The 14,107-nt window shown below is 64.4% G+C and carries 13 protein-coding genes; 5 read left to right on the forward strand and 8 right to left on the reverse strand.

Translation table 11 applies throughout. The features are described 5' to 3' along the window. Positions 1-21 precede the first annotated feature (21 nt). Both IF690_RS23115 and IF690_RS23120 read right to left on the reverse strand, forming a co-directional pair. Positions 22-1,473: an aldehyde dehydrogenase family protein gene (locus IF690_RS23115; RefSeq protein WP_202697525.1), complete on the reverse strand. Its 1,452-nt coding sequence runs from the start codon at positions 1,471-1,473 to the stop codon at positions 22-24. Continuing rightward, the gene (locus IF690_RS23120) at positions 1,470-3,107 is read right to left on the reverse strand and encodes a 5-guanidino-2-oxopentanoate decarboxylase (protein WP_202697526.1); all 1,638 of its coding nucleotides are present in this window, start codon (positions 3,105-3,107) and stop codon (positions 1,470-1,472) included. Before IF690_RS23120 ends, IF690_RS23115 begins: the two co-directional genes overlap by 4 nt. Positions 3,108-3,260: 153 nt before the next feature. On the opposite strand from IF690_RS23120, the gene IF690_RS23125 reads away from it, so the two are divergent. Beyond that, entirely contained in the window at positions 3,261-4,142 is an 882-nt protein-coding gene (locus tag IF690_RS23125; RefSeq protein ID WP_202697527.1) for a LysR substrate-binding domain-containing protein, read from the forward strand. 143 nt (positions 4,143-4,285) lie between these two features. Here the strand turns inward: IF690_RS23125 and IF690_RS23130 are convergent, their stop codons facing one another. Both IF690_RS23130 and IF690_RS23135 read right to left on the reverse strand, forming a co-directional pair. Further along, positions 4,286-4,900, reverse strand: a complete 615-nt coding sequence (locus tag IF690_RS23130) for an NAD(P)-dependent oxidoreductase (protein ID WP_202697528.1) — start codon at positions 4,898-4,900, stop codon at positions 4,286-4,288. 76 nt (positions 4,901-4,976) lie between these two features. Continuing rightward, entirely contained in the window at positions 4,977-5,861 is an 885-nt protein-coding gene (locus IF690_RS23135) for an MBL fold metallo-hydrolase (protein ID WP_202697529.1), read from the reverse strand. 130 nt (positions 5,862-5,991) lie between these two features. On the opposite strand from IF690_RS23135, the gene IF690_RS23140 reads away from it, so the two are divergent. Both IF690_RS23140 and IF690_RS23145 read left to right on the forward strand, forming a co-directional pair. Continuing rightward, positions 5,992-6,897 carry a LysR family transcriptional regulator gene (locus IF690_RS23140; RefSeq protein ID WP_051408706.1) on the forward strand — a complete coding sequence of 302 codons (906 nt, stop codon included), beginning with the start codon at positions 5,992-5,994 and terminating at the stop codon, positions 6,895-6,897. Between the two features lie 138 nt (positions 6,898-7,035). Beyond that, positions 7,036-7,212 (forward strand): hypothetical protein, encoded by a 177-nt coding sequence (locus IF690_RS23145; RefSeq protein WP_009045332.1) that lies wholly within the window; start codon positions 7,036-7,038, stop codon positions 7,210-7,212. A gap of 15 nt (positions 7,213-7,227) precedes the next feature. Here the strand turns inward: IF690_RS23145 and IF690_RS23150 are convergent, their stop codons facing one another. Then, positions 7,228-8,118, reverse strand: coding sequence for a helix-turn-helix domain-containing protein (locus IF690_RS23150; protein WP_009050519.1), 891 nt, complete (start codon positions 8,116-8,118; stop codon positions 7,228-7,230). A 186-nt stretch (positions 8,119-8,304) separates the two neighbouring features. Here IF690_RS23150 and pobA point away from each other — a divergent pair, with 186 nt between their 5' ends. Beyond that, the gene (gene pobA / locus IF690_RS23155) at positions 8,305-9,489 is read left to right on the forward strand and encodes a 4-hydroxybenzoate 3-monooxygenase (RefSeq protein WP_202701696.1); all 1,185 of its coding nucleotides are present in this window, start codon (positions 8,305-8,307) and stop codon (positions 9,487-9,489) included. A 77-nt stretch (positions 9,490-9,566) separates the two neighbouring features. Next, positions 9,567-11,084, forward strand: a complete 1,518-nt coding sequence (locus IF690_RS23160) for an MDR family MFS transporter (protein WP_202697530.1) — start codon at positions 9,567-9,569, stop codon at positions 11,082-11,084. Positions 11,085-11,135: 51 nt separating this feature from the next. Here IF690_RS23160 and IF690_RS23165 read toward each other — a convergent pair whose 3' ends face one another. From IF690_RS23165 to IF690_RS23175, 3 genes are all read right to left on the reverse strand, one after another. Further along, entirely contained in the window at positions 11,136-11,963 is an 828-nt protein-coding gene (locus IF690_RS23165; RefSeq protein WP_202697531.1) for a cache domain-containing protein, read from the reverse strand. Positions 11,964-12,096: 133 nt separating this feature from the next. After that, the gene (locus IF690_RS23170) at positions 12,097-12,945 is read right to left on the reverse strand and encodes an ATPase (protein WP_202697532.1); all 849 of its coding nucleotides are present in this window, start codon (positions 12,943-12,945) and stop codon (positions 12,097-12,099) included. 106 nt (positions 12,946-13,051) lie between these two features. Next, on the reverse strand, positions 13,052-14,044 hold the full coding sequence (locus IF690_RS23175; protein WP_202697533.1) for an NAD-dependent epimerase/dehydratase family protein: 993 nt from the start codon (positions 14,042-14,044) through the stop codon (positions 13,052-13,054). Between the last annotated feature and the right edge of the window lie 63 nt (positions 14,045-14,107).

Consider the following 14,107-nt stretch of genomic DNA (forward strand, 5'->3'; position numbering starts at 1 on the left):
GAGACATCTCGCTGCGCAAGGTTATTGCCGCGCGCGGACCACGTGCTTGATCTCCTGGAACGCTTGCAACCCCCAAGGCCCCAGCTCGCGGCCGATGCTGCTCTGCTTGTAGCCGCCCCAGGCGGTCTGCGGGAAGATCACTTGCGGCGCGTTGATCCACACCAGCCCGGCCTGCAAGGCATTGGCGACTCGCTCGGCGTTCTCTACATCGCTGCCGACCACACTGGCCACCAGGCCGAACTCACTGTCGTTGGCCAGCGCGATGGCTTCGGCCTCGCTGGCGAAACTGCGGACGCAGAGCACCGGGCCAAAGATCTCCTCACGCCACAGCGCGCTGTCGAGGGGCACTTCGGTGAAAATGGTCGGCCGTATAAAAAAGCCGCGCGCGCAGTCCGCCGGACGCTTGCCACCGCATACCAGCCTGGCCCCGACACTCAGCCCACGATCGATATGGCCCAGCACTCGCTGGTATTGCGCCTGGTTGACCAGCGCGCCCATCTCCACCTCCGGATCGAAAGGGTCCGCCACCCGAATCGCCTCGGCCCGCGCCTTGAGCCGCAGGAGGAACTCGTCGGCCAGCTCGTCGGCCACCAGCACCCGGCTGGTGGCGGAGCACATCTGCCCGGCGTTGAAAAAACCGCCGCCACAGGCCAGTTCCACCGCCAGTTCGAGATCGGCATCCGCCAGCACCAGCAGCGAAGATTTGCCGCCCAGCTCCAGGCTCACGCCCTTGACCGTCTCTGCCGCGCGCTGCATGACCTGGACCCCGACCGCATTGCTGCCGGTGAAGGAAATCTTCGCCACCCGCGGATCCGCCGCCAGCGGCGCGCCCACCGCCAGCCCGGTGCCGCAGACCAGGTTGAACACGCCCTTGGGCAAGCCGCTCCGGGCGATGATCGCCGCCAGTTCCAGCTCCGGCAGCGGCGTGACTTCCGAGGGCTTGAGCACCACGCTGCAACCGGTGGCCAGCGCCGGTGCAAGCTTCCAGGCGGTGGTGACCATCGGGAAATTCCACGGCACGATCAAGCCGACCACGCCACAGGGTTCACGCCGCACACGGGCGCTGAAATCATCGCTGGGCAACGGCACGTCACGGTCCTGGGTGGCGTCCAGGCCCTCGGCCAGCCCCGCGTAGTACTCGAAGGTGGCAATCACGTCATCGACGTCGATGGCCGCTTCGAATTGCGGCTTGCCGTTGTTGCTCGACTGCAGGTGCATCAGATGCTCACGGCGCTCGGCGACCCCGGCGGCGATCCGCCGCAACACCGCGCCACGCTCGGCTCCACTGGTAGCGGCCCATTGCGCCAGCCCGGCCTCGGCGGCCGTCACCGCCTGCTCGACGCTGTGCCGGTCGCCACCAGCGACCAGCGCCAGCGGTTCTTCGGTGGACGGATTGATCACTGGCAGCCGTTCGCTGCCGGCACGCCACTGACCGTCGATGTAAAGGCCGTTCAACAGCTTTGCCTGGCTCATGCTTGCACCGCCCGCATCCAGCCGGCCTGGTCGATTTCGATCAGGGTCGGGCCTTGGCGATCGCTGGCCGCGCGCAGCGCATCGCGCAATCCGTCGACGCTGTCGATGGCCTCGGCGGCGCAGCCCAGGGCCTTGGCCACGCCGATGAAGTCCGGTGTGTAGATGTCTACGCCCACCGGCTCGATGTCGCGGTTGACCATGTATTTTTTGATCTCTTCATAGCCCTGGTTATTCCACAGCAGCACGATGATCGGTGTGCGCGCTTCCACCGCGCAGGCCAGTTCCGACAGGGTGAACTGCAGGCCGCCGTCGCCGATCAGGCACGCCACCGGCCCCCGGGCATTACGCTCGGAAGCACCACCGAGCCAGGCGCCGATTGCCGCCGGCAAGGCATAACCCAAGGTGCCGTAGCCGGTCGAGGAGTTGAACCAGCGGCGCGGACGCTCGGGGTTGAAGGTCAGGTTGCCGCTGTACACCGGCTGCGTGGAGTCGCCGACGATGACGATCTCCGGCAGTTCCTGCAGTACGGTTTCGAGGAACAGTGTCTGTGCCCGGGTCGGTGCGTCCCACTGCCGCTCCAGTGCGTTGCGCAAGGCAGCGGCACGGGCCGTGCCCCAGGCACTGTCGCGCTCGCTCAGCGGTTGTTTGCCCAGCTCGGCGAGCAATGCCTCGGTGGCGCTGTGCGCGTCGGCCACCAGTGCCACCTTCGGCGGATAGTTGCGCACGGTCTGGTCAGGGTCGATGTCGATGCGCAGCAGAGCGCCAGGAATCTCGAAGCCACCAGCGAAGGTCACGTCGTAGTCGGTTTCGGCCAGCTCGGTGCCGATGGCCAGGACCACGTCGGCGTCGGCCACCAGGGCACGGGTCGCCACCAGCGACTGGGTCGAGCCGATCAGCAGCGGGTGCCGCGACGGCAGCATGCCTTTGGCATTGATGGTCAGGGCCACGGGCGCCTGGAGCCATTCGGCGAGGCGGGTCAGGGACGCGGCGGCATCGATCGCGCCACCACCGGCGAGGATCAGCGGGCGCCGGGCGCCCGCCAGCAACTGGCTCATCCGGGCAATCGCGGCGGGCGCGGCACCGGCCCGAGCGATGCTCACCGGCTCGCTGTCGAGCAGGTCATCGGCCTCCTCCACCAGCACGTCGAGGGGGATCTCGATGTGCACCGGGCGCGGGCGGCCGGCCTGGAACAGCGCGAAGGCGCGGGCCAGTACGCCCGGCAGTTCCGCCGCGGACATCAGGGTATGGGAGAACGCCGCCACGCCCCCCACCAGGGCGCCCTGGTTCGGTAGCTCGTGCAGCTTGCCGCGGCCGCCGCCGAGCTGGCTGCGCGACTGCACGCTGGAGATCACCAGCATCGGAATCGAGTCGGCATAGGCCTGGCCCATGGCGGTGGTGATGTTGGTCATCCCCGGGCCAGTGATGATGAAGCACACTCCCGGCTTGCCGCTGGTACGGGCATAACCGTCGGCCATGAAACCGGCCCCCTGCTCGTGACGCGGCGTGACATGCCGGATGCTCGAACGGGCCAGGCCGCGATACAACTCGACGGTGTGCACCCCGGGAATGCCGAAGACCTGCTCGACGCCATAACCTTCGAGTAACTTGACCAACACTTCGCCGCACGTCGCCATGTCTTGCCCTTCTTGTTCGCTTGAGACGGTGTGCCTGGCTGGCCGCTGCATGGCCAGGCACGGGGAAGGCGTCATTGGAACGGGCTGCGTGTAGCGGGAACAATGGATAAAAAGTCATACTAGCCATGTCCTCACGTCATGCCTTGGCCCTTTATGAAACGCCTCCCGCCCTTGCCCGCGCTGCACACTTTTCTGATCACCGCGCGCTGCTGCAACTTCACCCACGCGGCCGAGCAGCTGCATATCACCCAGGGTGCCGTGAGCCGGCAGATCGCCGGCCTGGAGAGTCACCTGGGTTATGCCTTGTTCCAGCGCCAGGCCCGCGGCCTGAGCCTGACGAGCGAAGGACGGGAATGGCTGCCGCGGGTGGAGCAGGTGTTCGGCCTGATCAGCGAGGGCGTGGAACAGGTCGGGGTGAACCGCGACACCCTGCAACTCAAGGCCTCCACCTGCGTGATGCGCTGGTTGTTGCCGCGCCTGATGCAATGGCAGAAAGAGCGGCCGGACGTGCCCGTCCGGCTGACCACCACGGTGCAGCACGGGGTGGACTTCAGCCGCGAACAGTTCGATGCCGCGGTGATTTACGGCGCCCCGCCCCCCTCCACCCTCGGGGCCTATCACCTGTTCGACGAACAGCTGACGCCGGTGTGTTCACCGGCATTGCTCGAAGGGGCGATACCGCTCAAGACCCCGGCCGACCTGCAGCAACACATGCTGCTGCATCCGACCCTGGATACCCATGACTGGAATACCTGGCTGAAAGCCTCGGGAACGATGCTGAACAACATCGGCAAGGGCCAGCATTTCGAAACCCTGGACCTGGCGATGTCGGTGGCCTCCCAGGGGACGGGAGTGGCCATTGGCGACTGGGCATTGATCGGCGAAGACCTGAGCGCCGGGCGGCTGGTCATGCCATTTGCATTGAAGGTACGCACCGGCCTGGGCTACTACCTGGTCCACCCCGACCGGTCAGCGCCATCGCCGCAGTTGCGGGCCTTGCTGGACTGGCTGGTGGAACAGGCCAGGGCCAGATAGCCCTGTAGCCGCTGGCGCAGCCTGCGATCGGCTGCGCAGCAGTCGTAAAACCAGACACCGCGTTCTTGCAGGTATCACCGCGGTGCCTGGATTACGAGCGCTTCGCGCTCGATCGCAGCCTTCGGCAGCGGCTACAGGATGTCTCAGTAACCGACCGTGAAACGCTGGCGGGAGTGCTTCGGTGTTTCCAGCTCATCGATCATGGCGATAGCGTAGTCGGCGAAGGTGATCCAGCTCTTGCCTTCGGCGCTCACCAGCAGATGGTCCTGGCCCAGGCGGAACTGGCCACGGCGCTCGCCTTCGATGAACTCCGCCGATGGCGACAGGAACGTCCAGTCCAGCTCCTTCTCCTGGCGCAGGGTATCGAGGAGCACCGCACCGGCACTGGCCTCTGGCCTGTACTCTTCCGGAAAACCGACAGAGTCGATCACCCGGCTGCCGTCGGGCAGCAACAAGCTACCGGCGCCACCCACCACCAACAGGCGTTTGACGCCGGCTTTTTTCACCGGCTCGATCAGGGCCTTGGGCGCGATGGTGGAAAAGTGCGCCGCGCTGATCACCACATCGTGGCCGGCGACCGCGGCCTGCAACGCCGCTCCGTCCAGCACGTCGACCGCCTTGCTCACCACACCGGCGCGGTTGCCGATTTTCGCCGGGTCACGGGCTATCGCGGTGACGCTGTGACCACGACGCAGGGCCTCTTCCAGCAGTTGGCTACCCGCACGACCGGTAGCACCAATGATTGCAATCTTGCTCATGACAGTTCTCCAGTTTCGATAAGCGACACAGGGCCTTACAGGGAATGCCCCCGCGCCAGGCGCGGGGACGGTCGAATCACCACTTCATTTCGCCCTTGGCGACCTTGGCGCTCAGCTCCAGGGAGCTGTCTTCGCCCAGGTCCGGGTAACGCTTTTTCATCGCCGCGATCAGTTCGGCGGAATCCTTGGCCTTGGCGGTTTCTTCATCGAAGGCCTTGATGTAGTCGGCGGTGAAATGCACGGGAGCCAGGGAGCGGGCGCTTTCACCGAGGTAATGGCCCGGCACCACGGTCTGGGGTTTCAGCGCGGCGATGGTGTCCAGGGTGGTCAGCCAGTCCTTGTGGGATTGCGCAGTCTGGGTGTCGGCCATCCACACATGGATGTTTTCCGCCACCACCACGCCACCGACGACGGCCTTGATCGACGGGATCCAGACGAAGGTGCGGTCCGGTTGCTTGCCGTCCAGGCCGATGATGTCCAGCTTCTGCCCTTCCAGGGTCAGGCTGTGACCCTTGAGCACGCCCGGCACAAGGGTCTTGGCCGGCACGTCGGCGCCCATTTTCGGGCCCCAGAACGCGAGCTTGCCGTCGACCGTGGCCTTGATGTGCTCGACGGTCGGCTGCGACGCCACGACCTTGGCCTTGGGGAACGCCTGGGTGATGGTGTCCAGGCCGAAGTAGTAATCCGGGTCACCGTGGCTGATGTAGATAGTGGTCAGTTGCTTGCCGCTGGCGCGGATCCTTTCCACCAGTTGCTCGGCCTGGGATTTGCCGAACTGCGCGTCCACCAGGATCGCTTCCTTCTTGCCGCTGACCAGCACCGAGGTCACCGGGAAGATCGCCTCGGTCCCCGGGTTGTACACATCCAGCTTCAGGGCCGGCTCGACGGCGGCGGCATGGGCGGCGAAACCCAGGGTGGCGGTCGCCAGCAGCAGGCGCTTGAGTGAGGTGAATCCGATCATGTGCAGCTCCGATGGTCTGTCGGCCGTAAGTGGCCATGGGTAGGTGGCGATGGAGATGAAGCTTAGTTGCCGCACTCGTTACAAAAAATGCGATGCTTGGACATAGTTTGTTTCTGAAAGCGGGCAAATCATGGATCGTCTTCAAGCAATGCGCGTCTTCGTCACCGTCGTCGACCTTGGCAGCCAGTCGGCCGCCGCCGACCACCTGGACCTCTCGCGGCCGGTGGTTTCGCGCTATCTGGCGGAGCTGGAGGACTGGGTCGGCGCCCGGCTGATGCACCGCACCACCCGCAAGCTGAGCCTGACCGCGGCGGGTACCGAGATCCTGCCGCGCTGCCAGCAGATGCTCGAGTTGTCGATGGACATGCAGGCCGCCGTCAGCGAACCGGACGATGTGCCCCGCGGCTTGCTGCGCATCAGCGCCAGCACCTCGTTCGGCCAGGCCCAGCTGGCGGATGCCATGGCCGCCTACGTCGAGCGCTACCCCGGCGTCAGCATCGACCTGCAGATGCTCGACCGCGCGGTGAACCTGGTGGACGAACGCATCGACCTGGCGATCCGCGCCAGCAACGACCTGGACCCGAACCTGATCGCCCGGCGGCTGACGATATGCCGCTCGGTGATCTGCGCCTCTCCGGCCTATCTGCGCGAGCACCCGACGCCACAGCGGGTCGAGGAGCTCAGCCAGCACAACTGCCTGACCCACTCCTATTTCGGCAAGAGCCTGTGGCATTTCGAGCAGGACGGCGAACAGGTTTCGGTACCGGTGCAGGGCAATATCAGCGCCAACGACGCCAGCACCCTGTTGCGCGCGACCATGGCCGGGGCCGGCGTGGCCATGCTGCCCACCTACCAGGCCTGGGTGTATATCCACAGCGGCGAACTGGTACGCCTGCTGCCCCAGGCAGAACCCCGGCAAATGCCCATGTACGCGGTCTACGCCTCGCGCAAACACATGCCGGTGGCCCTGCGCAGCATGCTGGACTTCCTGGTGCTGCGTTTCCCCGAGGAGCCGGAGTGGGACAAGGGCCTTTAAGACCCGATAAGACCGCTGAATACCCCGTCAACACGCTGCCCGCGACCTGGCCAGCGGCCATGGCTGATCCATGTGGCTGATCTATGCTGATAACAGTACCCCCACACGCGCAGGGGTATTCGTTCAGAGGTGTTTGCCATGAACATCAAAACAAGAAGATACCTGGCCATTTTCGTCACCTGCACCGCGACCCTGGCGCTCTACGGAACAGCGGCCTATCGCGTCGAACAGGCCCGGCAACAGCCACGTGTCTATGCCAGCTGCAACGTCGACCAGTGCATCCCGCACACCGCGACCCTCAACTCCCTGAAATGATGCAGACGCGCGGCGTCACTGTTCGTGATCGCTCTTCAAGCGGTCGCGGAAAGCCTTGGGCGAGATCCCGACCCGACGACGGAACAACCGAGTGAAGTTGGTGGGATCGGAAAACCCCAGGGTGTCGGAAATCTCGTAGATGGTCATGCTGGTGTAGGTCAGCAGGCGCTTGGCCTCCAGCAGCTGGCGTTCATGCATGATCTGCAAGGCCGGCTGGCCCGCCAGTTCACGGCAGGTGCCATTGAGGTGGGAAACGGAAATCCCCAGCTTGTGCGCCAGGTCCTCGACCTTCACATGCTCGCGATAGTGGTTTTCCACCAGCTGGATATACCCATTGAAATACTCCCGTGCCCGCTGCGGCCGCTGGCTGGCGCTGCGGCGCCGGATCGCCTGGCGGCTGACCCACACCATGATCACGCTGACCAGCGAGTGCATGAGCATTTCCCGCGCCGGCTCACGCCCCTGGTACTCGTTCTGCAACGCGGCAAACAGGCTGTTCAGGTAATCGCCGTCGGCGCCCGCCGGGTAGCTCTCGGCCACGGCCAGGGCATTCACCGAGTGCCCCAGCTGGGCTTGCAGATGGGCCATCAAGGGTGCCGCCAGGGTCACCACATAACCATCGATGTCTTCGGAAAAACGAAAGCCGTGCACCGACAGGGCCGGCAGGATCTGTAGCGCCGACTCCCCCAGCAGCGTGCGCTGGCCTTCGATCTCAAGCTCGGCCTGCCCGCGATGCACGAACAGCAACTGACACAGATCGGCATGCCGATGCGGCTTGATTTCCCAATGGTGCTCGCGGCTGCGCTTGGAAATGGTTTCGCAGTGCAGCAGGTCCGGCGTCGGCCAATCCAGGCTTTCCCCGTAGAGTTTGAATACCGGAATTGAAGGCAAGGCAGGCTTATTCATAACTGCAATCCAGGCCTCTGGGTGACGGGCGATAATCGCACCGATTGGTGAAATGAACAGGTATCGGCTCAGTTTTCACCTTCAACTGACAGCATCACAAGTGAAAAATGCAGGCACTCGAAACATAAAAATCACTCAGCGACCCCGTTCGCGTGAAGCTTGCGAGTCATAAAAACAATGAAAACCCTGAAAACTCAAGTCGCCATCATTGGCGCCGGCCCCTCCGGACTCCTGCTCGGCCAGCTGCTGCACAAGGCCGGCATCGATACCCTGATCCTCGAACGACAAACCCCGGATTACGTACTCGGGCGCATCCGCGCCGGGGTGCTGGAACAAGGCATGGTCGACCTGCTGCGCCAGGCCGGTGTCAGCCAGCGCATGGACGCCGAAGGCCTGGTGCACGGTGGCTTCGAACTGGCCCTCGACGGCCGCCGGGTGGCCATCGACCTGCATGCCCTCACCGGCGGCAAGAGCGTAACGATCTACGGCCAGACCGAAGTCACCCGCGACCTGATGCAAGCCCGCCAGGCCGTCGGTGCCCGGACCCTGTACCAGGCCGATAACGTGCGTCCCCACGACATGCACAGCGAGCAGCCCTACCTGACCTTCGATTACCAGGGCGAGCCCCATCGCCTGGATTGCGACTACATCGCCGGCTGCGACGGGTTCCACGGGGTTGCCCGGCAGTCGATCCCGGCCGACAGGCTCAAGGTATTCGAGCGCGTCTATCCGTTCGGCTGGCTCGGCATTCTCGCCGACACCCCGCCGGTCCACGACGAACTGGTCTACGCCCGCCACGAGCGCGGCTTTGCCCTGTGCAGCATGCGATCGACCACTCGCACCCGTTACTACCTGCAAGTACCGGCGGAGGAAAATGTCGCCGACTGGTCCGATCAACGTTTCTGGGACGAGCTCAAGAAGCGCCTGCCCCAAGAGCTGGCGGAGCGCCTGGTGACCGGGCCGTCGATCGAGAAAAGCATTGCGCCGCTGCGTAGCTTCGTGGTCGAGCCGATGCAATACGGACGGATGTTCCTGGTGGGCGACGCCGCGCACATCGTGCCGCCCACCGGGGCCAAGGGCCTGAACCTGGCCGCCAGCGATGTCAGCACGCTGTTCAACATTCTGCTCAAGGTCTACCGCGAGCAGCGCACCGACCTGCTGCAAAAGTACTCGGAAATCTGCCTGCGGCGGATCTGGAAGGCCGAGCGTTTCTCCTGGTGGATGACCGCGATGCTGCACCGTTTCCCCGACTCCGACGACTTCAGCCAGCGCATCGCCGAGTCGGAGCTGGCGTACTTCGTCGACTCCGAGGCCGGGCGCAAAACCATCGCGGAAAATTACGTCGGCCTTCCTTACGAGGCTATCGAGTAGGCACCTATCGAGTACACTAGCGAGCGTTCCCGCTCGCCTTGCACCCTGCGGGTCAATCACTGCCCGCAGGTTCTTTCGTGACCAACCCCAACCAGCCTGTCCAGCCCAAACTGGCTCTTCGCAGCGTACTGATCGCCCTGATGCTGGCGATCTTCCTCGGCGCCCTGGACCAGACCATAGTCGCGGTCTCCATGCCCGCCATCTCCGCGCAGTTCAAGGACGTCAGCCTGCTGGCCTGGGTGATTTCCGGCTACATGGTGGCCATGACCGTGTCGGTGCCGATCTACGGCAAGCTCGGCGACCTCTACGGGCGGCGCAAGCTGATGCTGTTCGGCATGGGCCTGTTCACCCTGGCATCGCTGTTCTGCGGCATGGCGCAGAACATGGAACAACTGGTGCTGGCGCGGATCTTCCAGGGCATCGGCGCCGGCGGGATGATCTCGGTCAGCCAGGCGATCATCGGCGACATAGTCCCACCCCGCGAACGCGGGCGTTACCAGGGTTACTTCAGCAGCATGTACGCGGCGGCCAGCGTCGCCGGCCCGGTGCTCGGCGGCTACATGACCGAATACCTGTCCTGGCGCTGGGTGTTCCTGATCAACCTGCCCCTGGGCCTGGGCGCCTGGCTGGTGGCCAGGCGCAATCTGCGGGGGCTGCCGATTCCACAGCGCAAACCGATCATCGACTACCTCGGCACGCTGTTGATGATCATCGGCCTGACCGCCCTGCTGCTGGCGATCACCCATTTCGGCCAGGGTCACGCCTGGCGCAGCCAAGAGGTGCTGGGCCTGCTGACGGGTGCCGTCATCGCCCTGGCCCTGTTTGCCTGGCATGAACGGCGCACCGAAGAGCCGCTGCTGCCTATGCATCTGTTCGCCAACCGCAACGCCATGCTGTGCTGGTGCACGGTGTTCTTCACCAGCTTCCAGGCCATCTCGCTGACGGTGCTGATGCCGTTGCGCTTTCAGAGCGTCACCGGCGCCGGTGCCGACAGCGCTGCGCTGCACCTGCTGCCGCTGGCCATCGGCCTGCCGATAGGCGCCTACTTCGCCGGGCGCATGACCTCGGTGACCGGCCGCTACAAGCCGATGATCCTCAGTGGCGCCCTGCTGATGCCGCTGACCGTTCTCGGCATGGCCTTCAGCCCGCCCCAGGCGGTGCTGCTGAGCAGTGTGTTCATGTTGCTCAGCGGGATTGCCTCCGGCATGCAGTTCCCGACCTCGCTGGTGGGCAGCCAGAACTCGGTGGAACAACGGGATATCGGGGTCGCCACCAGCACCACCAACCTGTTCCGCTCCCTGGGCGGGGCGGTGGGCGTGGCCTTGATGTCGGCGCTGTTGCTGGCGCTGTTGCAGGATTCGAGCTTCGCCCAGTTGAGCGGTTCGGCGCTGATCGGCGAAGGTCACTCGGGCAATGTGCTGCTCGACGGCCTGAACGCCGCGCCCGGTCTGGAACAGGGAGCCTTGCGGGCTGAGTTGCTGCTGACTTTCAAACACTTGCTGATGGTCAGCGCGGCGGTGTCGTTGCTGGGGCTTGCGGCGGCGCTCGCCATGCCCAATGCACTGCTGCGCGGGCGCGAAGACAAGGTCAAATAACCGCATCGCCAGCCAGCGCTATCGACACGCGAACTGGCTGGCGACCGATCCTCACGGGCTGTAGTACCCCACCGCCACCAGGAAGTGCCCGACCTTGCGCAGGTAGGCGTGCTTGTCTTCCACCTTGGCCGTCACCGGGTTCTTCCAGCGGTACTCATACTCGCCCTGATCCTGGGTGGCCATCAGCGCCAGGATCGGCTCGCCCACCGGTTTGCCATCCGGGTCCTTGACCTTGCCGAAGTCGGTATTGATCAGCCGCAGATTGGTGCCGTGGGCCACGTAGCGCTGGTTGTCCAGGTCGACCACGAACACATACAGGTCGTCCTGCAGGAAACCGCCCTTGAGCGAGTTGATCGCCGTCAGCGTGCCCTTCTCGTCCTTGACCAGCTCGCTCGCCGCCTTGTCCAGCAAGGCCCTGGCCTGCTCGGCGGAAGCCCGTGGCAGGTAATAGCCGACCGCCAGGATCCGCTCGCCAACCCGCTGGTAATACACATGCTTGCGCTCGACCTTGCCGTCGGCCCAGTTCTGCCAGCGGTACTCGGCTTGCTGGATGCCATTGCCCTCGGGAATCTTCAGCGCGTCCTTGAAGGCCTTTTGCAGATCCGGCCCGAGCACCTCGGAAACATCGCGGCCGATCAGCGCCGACGACGGCCCGCCACTGGCCAGCATCACCCCCTGGGTGTCGACCACAAACACATAGCGGTCCTTGTCGACGAACTCGCCCTGCCGGCTGAACGCGGCGAAGGCCTTGTCACCCTGGTCGTGGTAATAGGCCAGGGCCTTTTCCAGCAAGGCCTTGGCCGCCGTGGCATCGTCCGCCGCCTGGACCTGGCTGACCAGCAACCACCCCAGCACCGTGGCTCTAAGCAATCCCCTCATTGCGCGTCCCTCGTTCTTGTTGGTGTTTCAAGAGCGTAGACGGCTGCGGGATATGGTCGAGTATTCAGCGAACCGGGGAGGCGCGAGGCAAGACCGCGACCTTCCCACGCCATGCGCGGGAAGGTCGTCAAGGTCAGGGGCGGGTGTTGAGCTGCTGCTGCAGATTCTGGATCTGGCTCTGCAGGGTATTGATGTTGCGGGTGACCTGGCCGCGGAAGGCATCGAACTCGGCGGTGTTGGTGCCGCCCTGGGCAGCGGCGGGACGATTGTCCTGCTGGCTCTTGAGCACGATGATGTCCTGCTCCAGACGCTCGATGGCGGCGCTCGGGTTGCCCTGTCTTTTCAAGGCAGCGATCTCGGCGTTCAGGCTCTTGAACTGGGCATCGACCTTGCTGGTGTCGGCGGGCGCGCTTTTCAGGGCGGTCAGTTCGCTGCTCAAGGTTTTCACCTGCGCCTGCAACTGGCTGTTGGCCGCCTGCTGCTCGGTGGCTTGCGCGGTCATCTGGGCCAGGCGCTTGTCCAGGTCCGTGGCCTGCCCGGCCACGCCTTGCTGCTGCTTGCCCTGGTCCTGCAGGCGGCTTTCCAGCTGTTTGATCTGTAGCTTCAAGGCTTCGCTGTCGCTGTTGACGCTGGACTGGCTGGCAACCACCTTGCCGGAAATATCCTGCAGGCGCCCCGCCGCTTCTTCGCTGATACGGGCGAAACTCTCCTGGGTCGCGACCAGTTGCTGCTCCATCAGCGAGATCTGCTGGAAGCTCCACCAGGCCAGGCCGATAAAAGCGAAGAACAAGGCGCCGACCAGCGCCCAGAGCGGCCCGGCGCTCGGCGCCTTGGCCTTGGCCTTGGCCTTGGCGGCCGGCACGCTGCGCGAATGCACCGAAGTACGCGCGCGGCCTGCGGCGGTGGTCGGGAAATCATCGTCGAGGGTATCGGCACGCAGGCTTGGAACATCGTCGAAGTCGTCGTTGGCATCGTTACGCATGGGGCAACCTTTCTAAACCGCGGTGATAGCTGAATGGGGCGAGTATAAACCGCGAACCCGCCGCCCTCATCGACCCTGAACCCCGGACTCGGTTCAGTGTTTATTTTCAGCGTATGTCCTGAGCCTTCCACCAGCCACAGAACTCATCCAGGGCCGTCCACAGGCTGACCTTCGGTTCGTAATCCAGATAATGGCGGGCGCGGCTGATATCCAGGGTGAAGTTCTTGTTCATGACCTGCATGCCCAGGCGCGACAGGGTCGGCTCCGGACGACCCGGCCAGAGCTTGCAGAAGCCTTCATTGAGGGCCGCGACGCTGTAGGCCAGGCCAAAGGAACGGTAGCGCGTGACCTGCGGCACGCCCATCTGGCGCATCACATAGTTCACCACGTCCCACAACGGCACGGGCGCGCCGTTGCTGATGTTGTAGGCCTTGCCCAGGGCCGAGCCGCTGGCCAGCAGACTGCTGAGCAGCGCTTCGTTGAGGTTCTGCACACTGGTGAAGTCGACCTTGTTCAGGCCGTTGCCGATGATCGCCAGGCGGCCCTTGCGCTGCATCTTCAACAAGCGCGGGAAAATGCTCATGTCACCGGCGCCGGTGACAAAACGCGGGCGTAGCGCCAGTACTTCCAGGCCGAACTCCTGGGCGCCGAACACCTTCTGCTCCGCCAGGTATTTGGTGGCGGCATAAGGATGCTTGAAGCGCTTGGGCACTTGATCTTCGGTCAGGCCCAGATGGTCGCGGCCGTCGAAATAGATCGACGGCGACGACAGGTGTACCAGGCGCCGGACATGGCGCTTGAGGCAGGCTTCGACCACGTTTTCAGTGACCAGCACGTTGCCCTGGTGGAAATCCTGATAACGCCCCCAGAGCCCCACCGCCCCCGCGCAATGCACCACCGCATCGACGTCGCGACACAGGTCGCGCACCAGGTCGGCATCGCTCAAGTCACCCTGGACGAACTCGGCCCCGCGCCGCACCAGATGTTCCACCCCTTCGGCCCGACGCCCGTTGACCCGTACATCCAGGCCCTGTTCAAGGGCAAAACGCGCGAAGCGTCCACCAATGAAGCCGCTTGCGCCGGTGACCAGAATTTTCATGACTTGCTCCGATTGCTTTCGTGTTTCATGCCTGTCGCACTATGTATTGCTTGACGCTATTGC

This window comes from Pseudomonas sp. SK3(2021), from assembly GCF_016772375.1.
Classification (GTDB): Bacteria; Pseudomonadota; Gammaproteobacteria; order Pseudomonadales; family Pseudomonadaceae; genus Aquipseudomonas; species Aquipseudomonas chlororaphis_I.

Bases quoted from the DNA above. Each gene is read 5' to 3' on its own strand.
- IF690_RS23140 (WP_051408706.1), top strand. From the start codon at position 5,992: ATGGATCGTCTTCAAGCAATGCGCGTCTTCGTCACCGTCGTCGACCTT.
- IF690_RS23175 (WP_202697533.1), bottom strand. From the start codon at position 14,044: ATGAAAATTCTGGTCACCGGCGCAAGCGGCTTCATTGGTGGACGCTTC.
- IF690_RS23145 (WP_009045332.1), top strand. From the start codon at position 7,036: ATGAACATCAAAACAAGAAGATACCTGGCCATTTTCGTCACCTGCACC.
- IF690_RS23120 (WP_202697526.1), bottom strand. From the start codon at position 3,107: ATGGCGACGTGCGGCGAAGTGTTGGTCAAGTTACTCGAAGGTTATGGC.
- IF690_RS23170 (WP_202697532.1), bottom strand. From the start codon at position 12,945: ATGCGTAACGATGCCAACGACGACTTCGACGATGTTCCAAGCCTGCGT.
- IF690_RS23165 (WP_202697531.1), bottom strand. From the start codon at position 11,963: ATGAGGGGATTGCTTAGAGCCACGGTGCTGGGGTGGTTGCTGGTCAGC.
- IF690_RS23135 (WP_202697529.1), bottom strand. From the start codon at position 5,861: ATGATCGGATTCACCTCACTCAAGCGCCTGCTGCTGGCGACCGCCACC.
- IF690_RS23130 (WP_202697528.1), bottom strand. From the start codon at position 4,900: ATGAGCAAGATTGCAATCATTGGTGCTACCGGTCGTGCGGGTAGCCAA.
- IF690_RS23115 (WP_202697525.1), bottom strand. From the start codon at position 1,473: ATGAGCCAGGCAAAGCTGTTGAACGGCCTTTACATCGACGGTCAGTGG.
- IF690_RS23150 (WP_009050519.1), bottom strand. From the start codon at position 8,118: ATGAATAAGCCTGCCTTGCCTTCAATTCCGGTATTCAAACTCTACGGG.
- IF690_RS23125 (WP_202697527.1), top strand. From the start codon at position 3,261: ATGAAACGCCTCCCGCCCTTGCCCGCGCTGCACACTTTTCTGATCACC.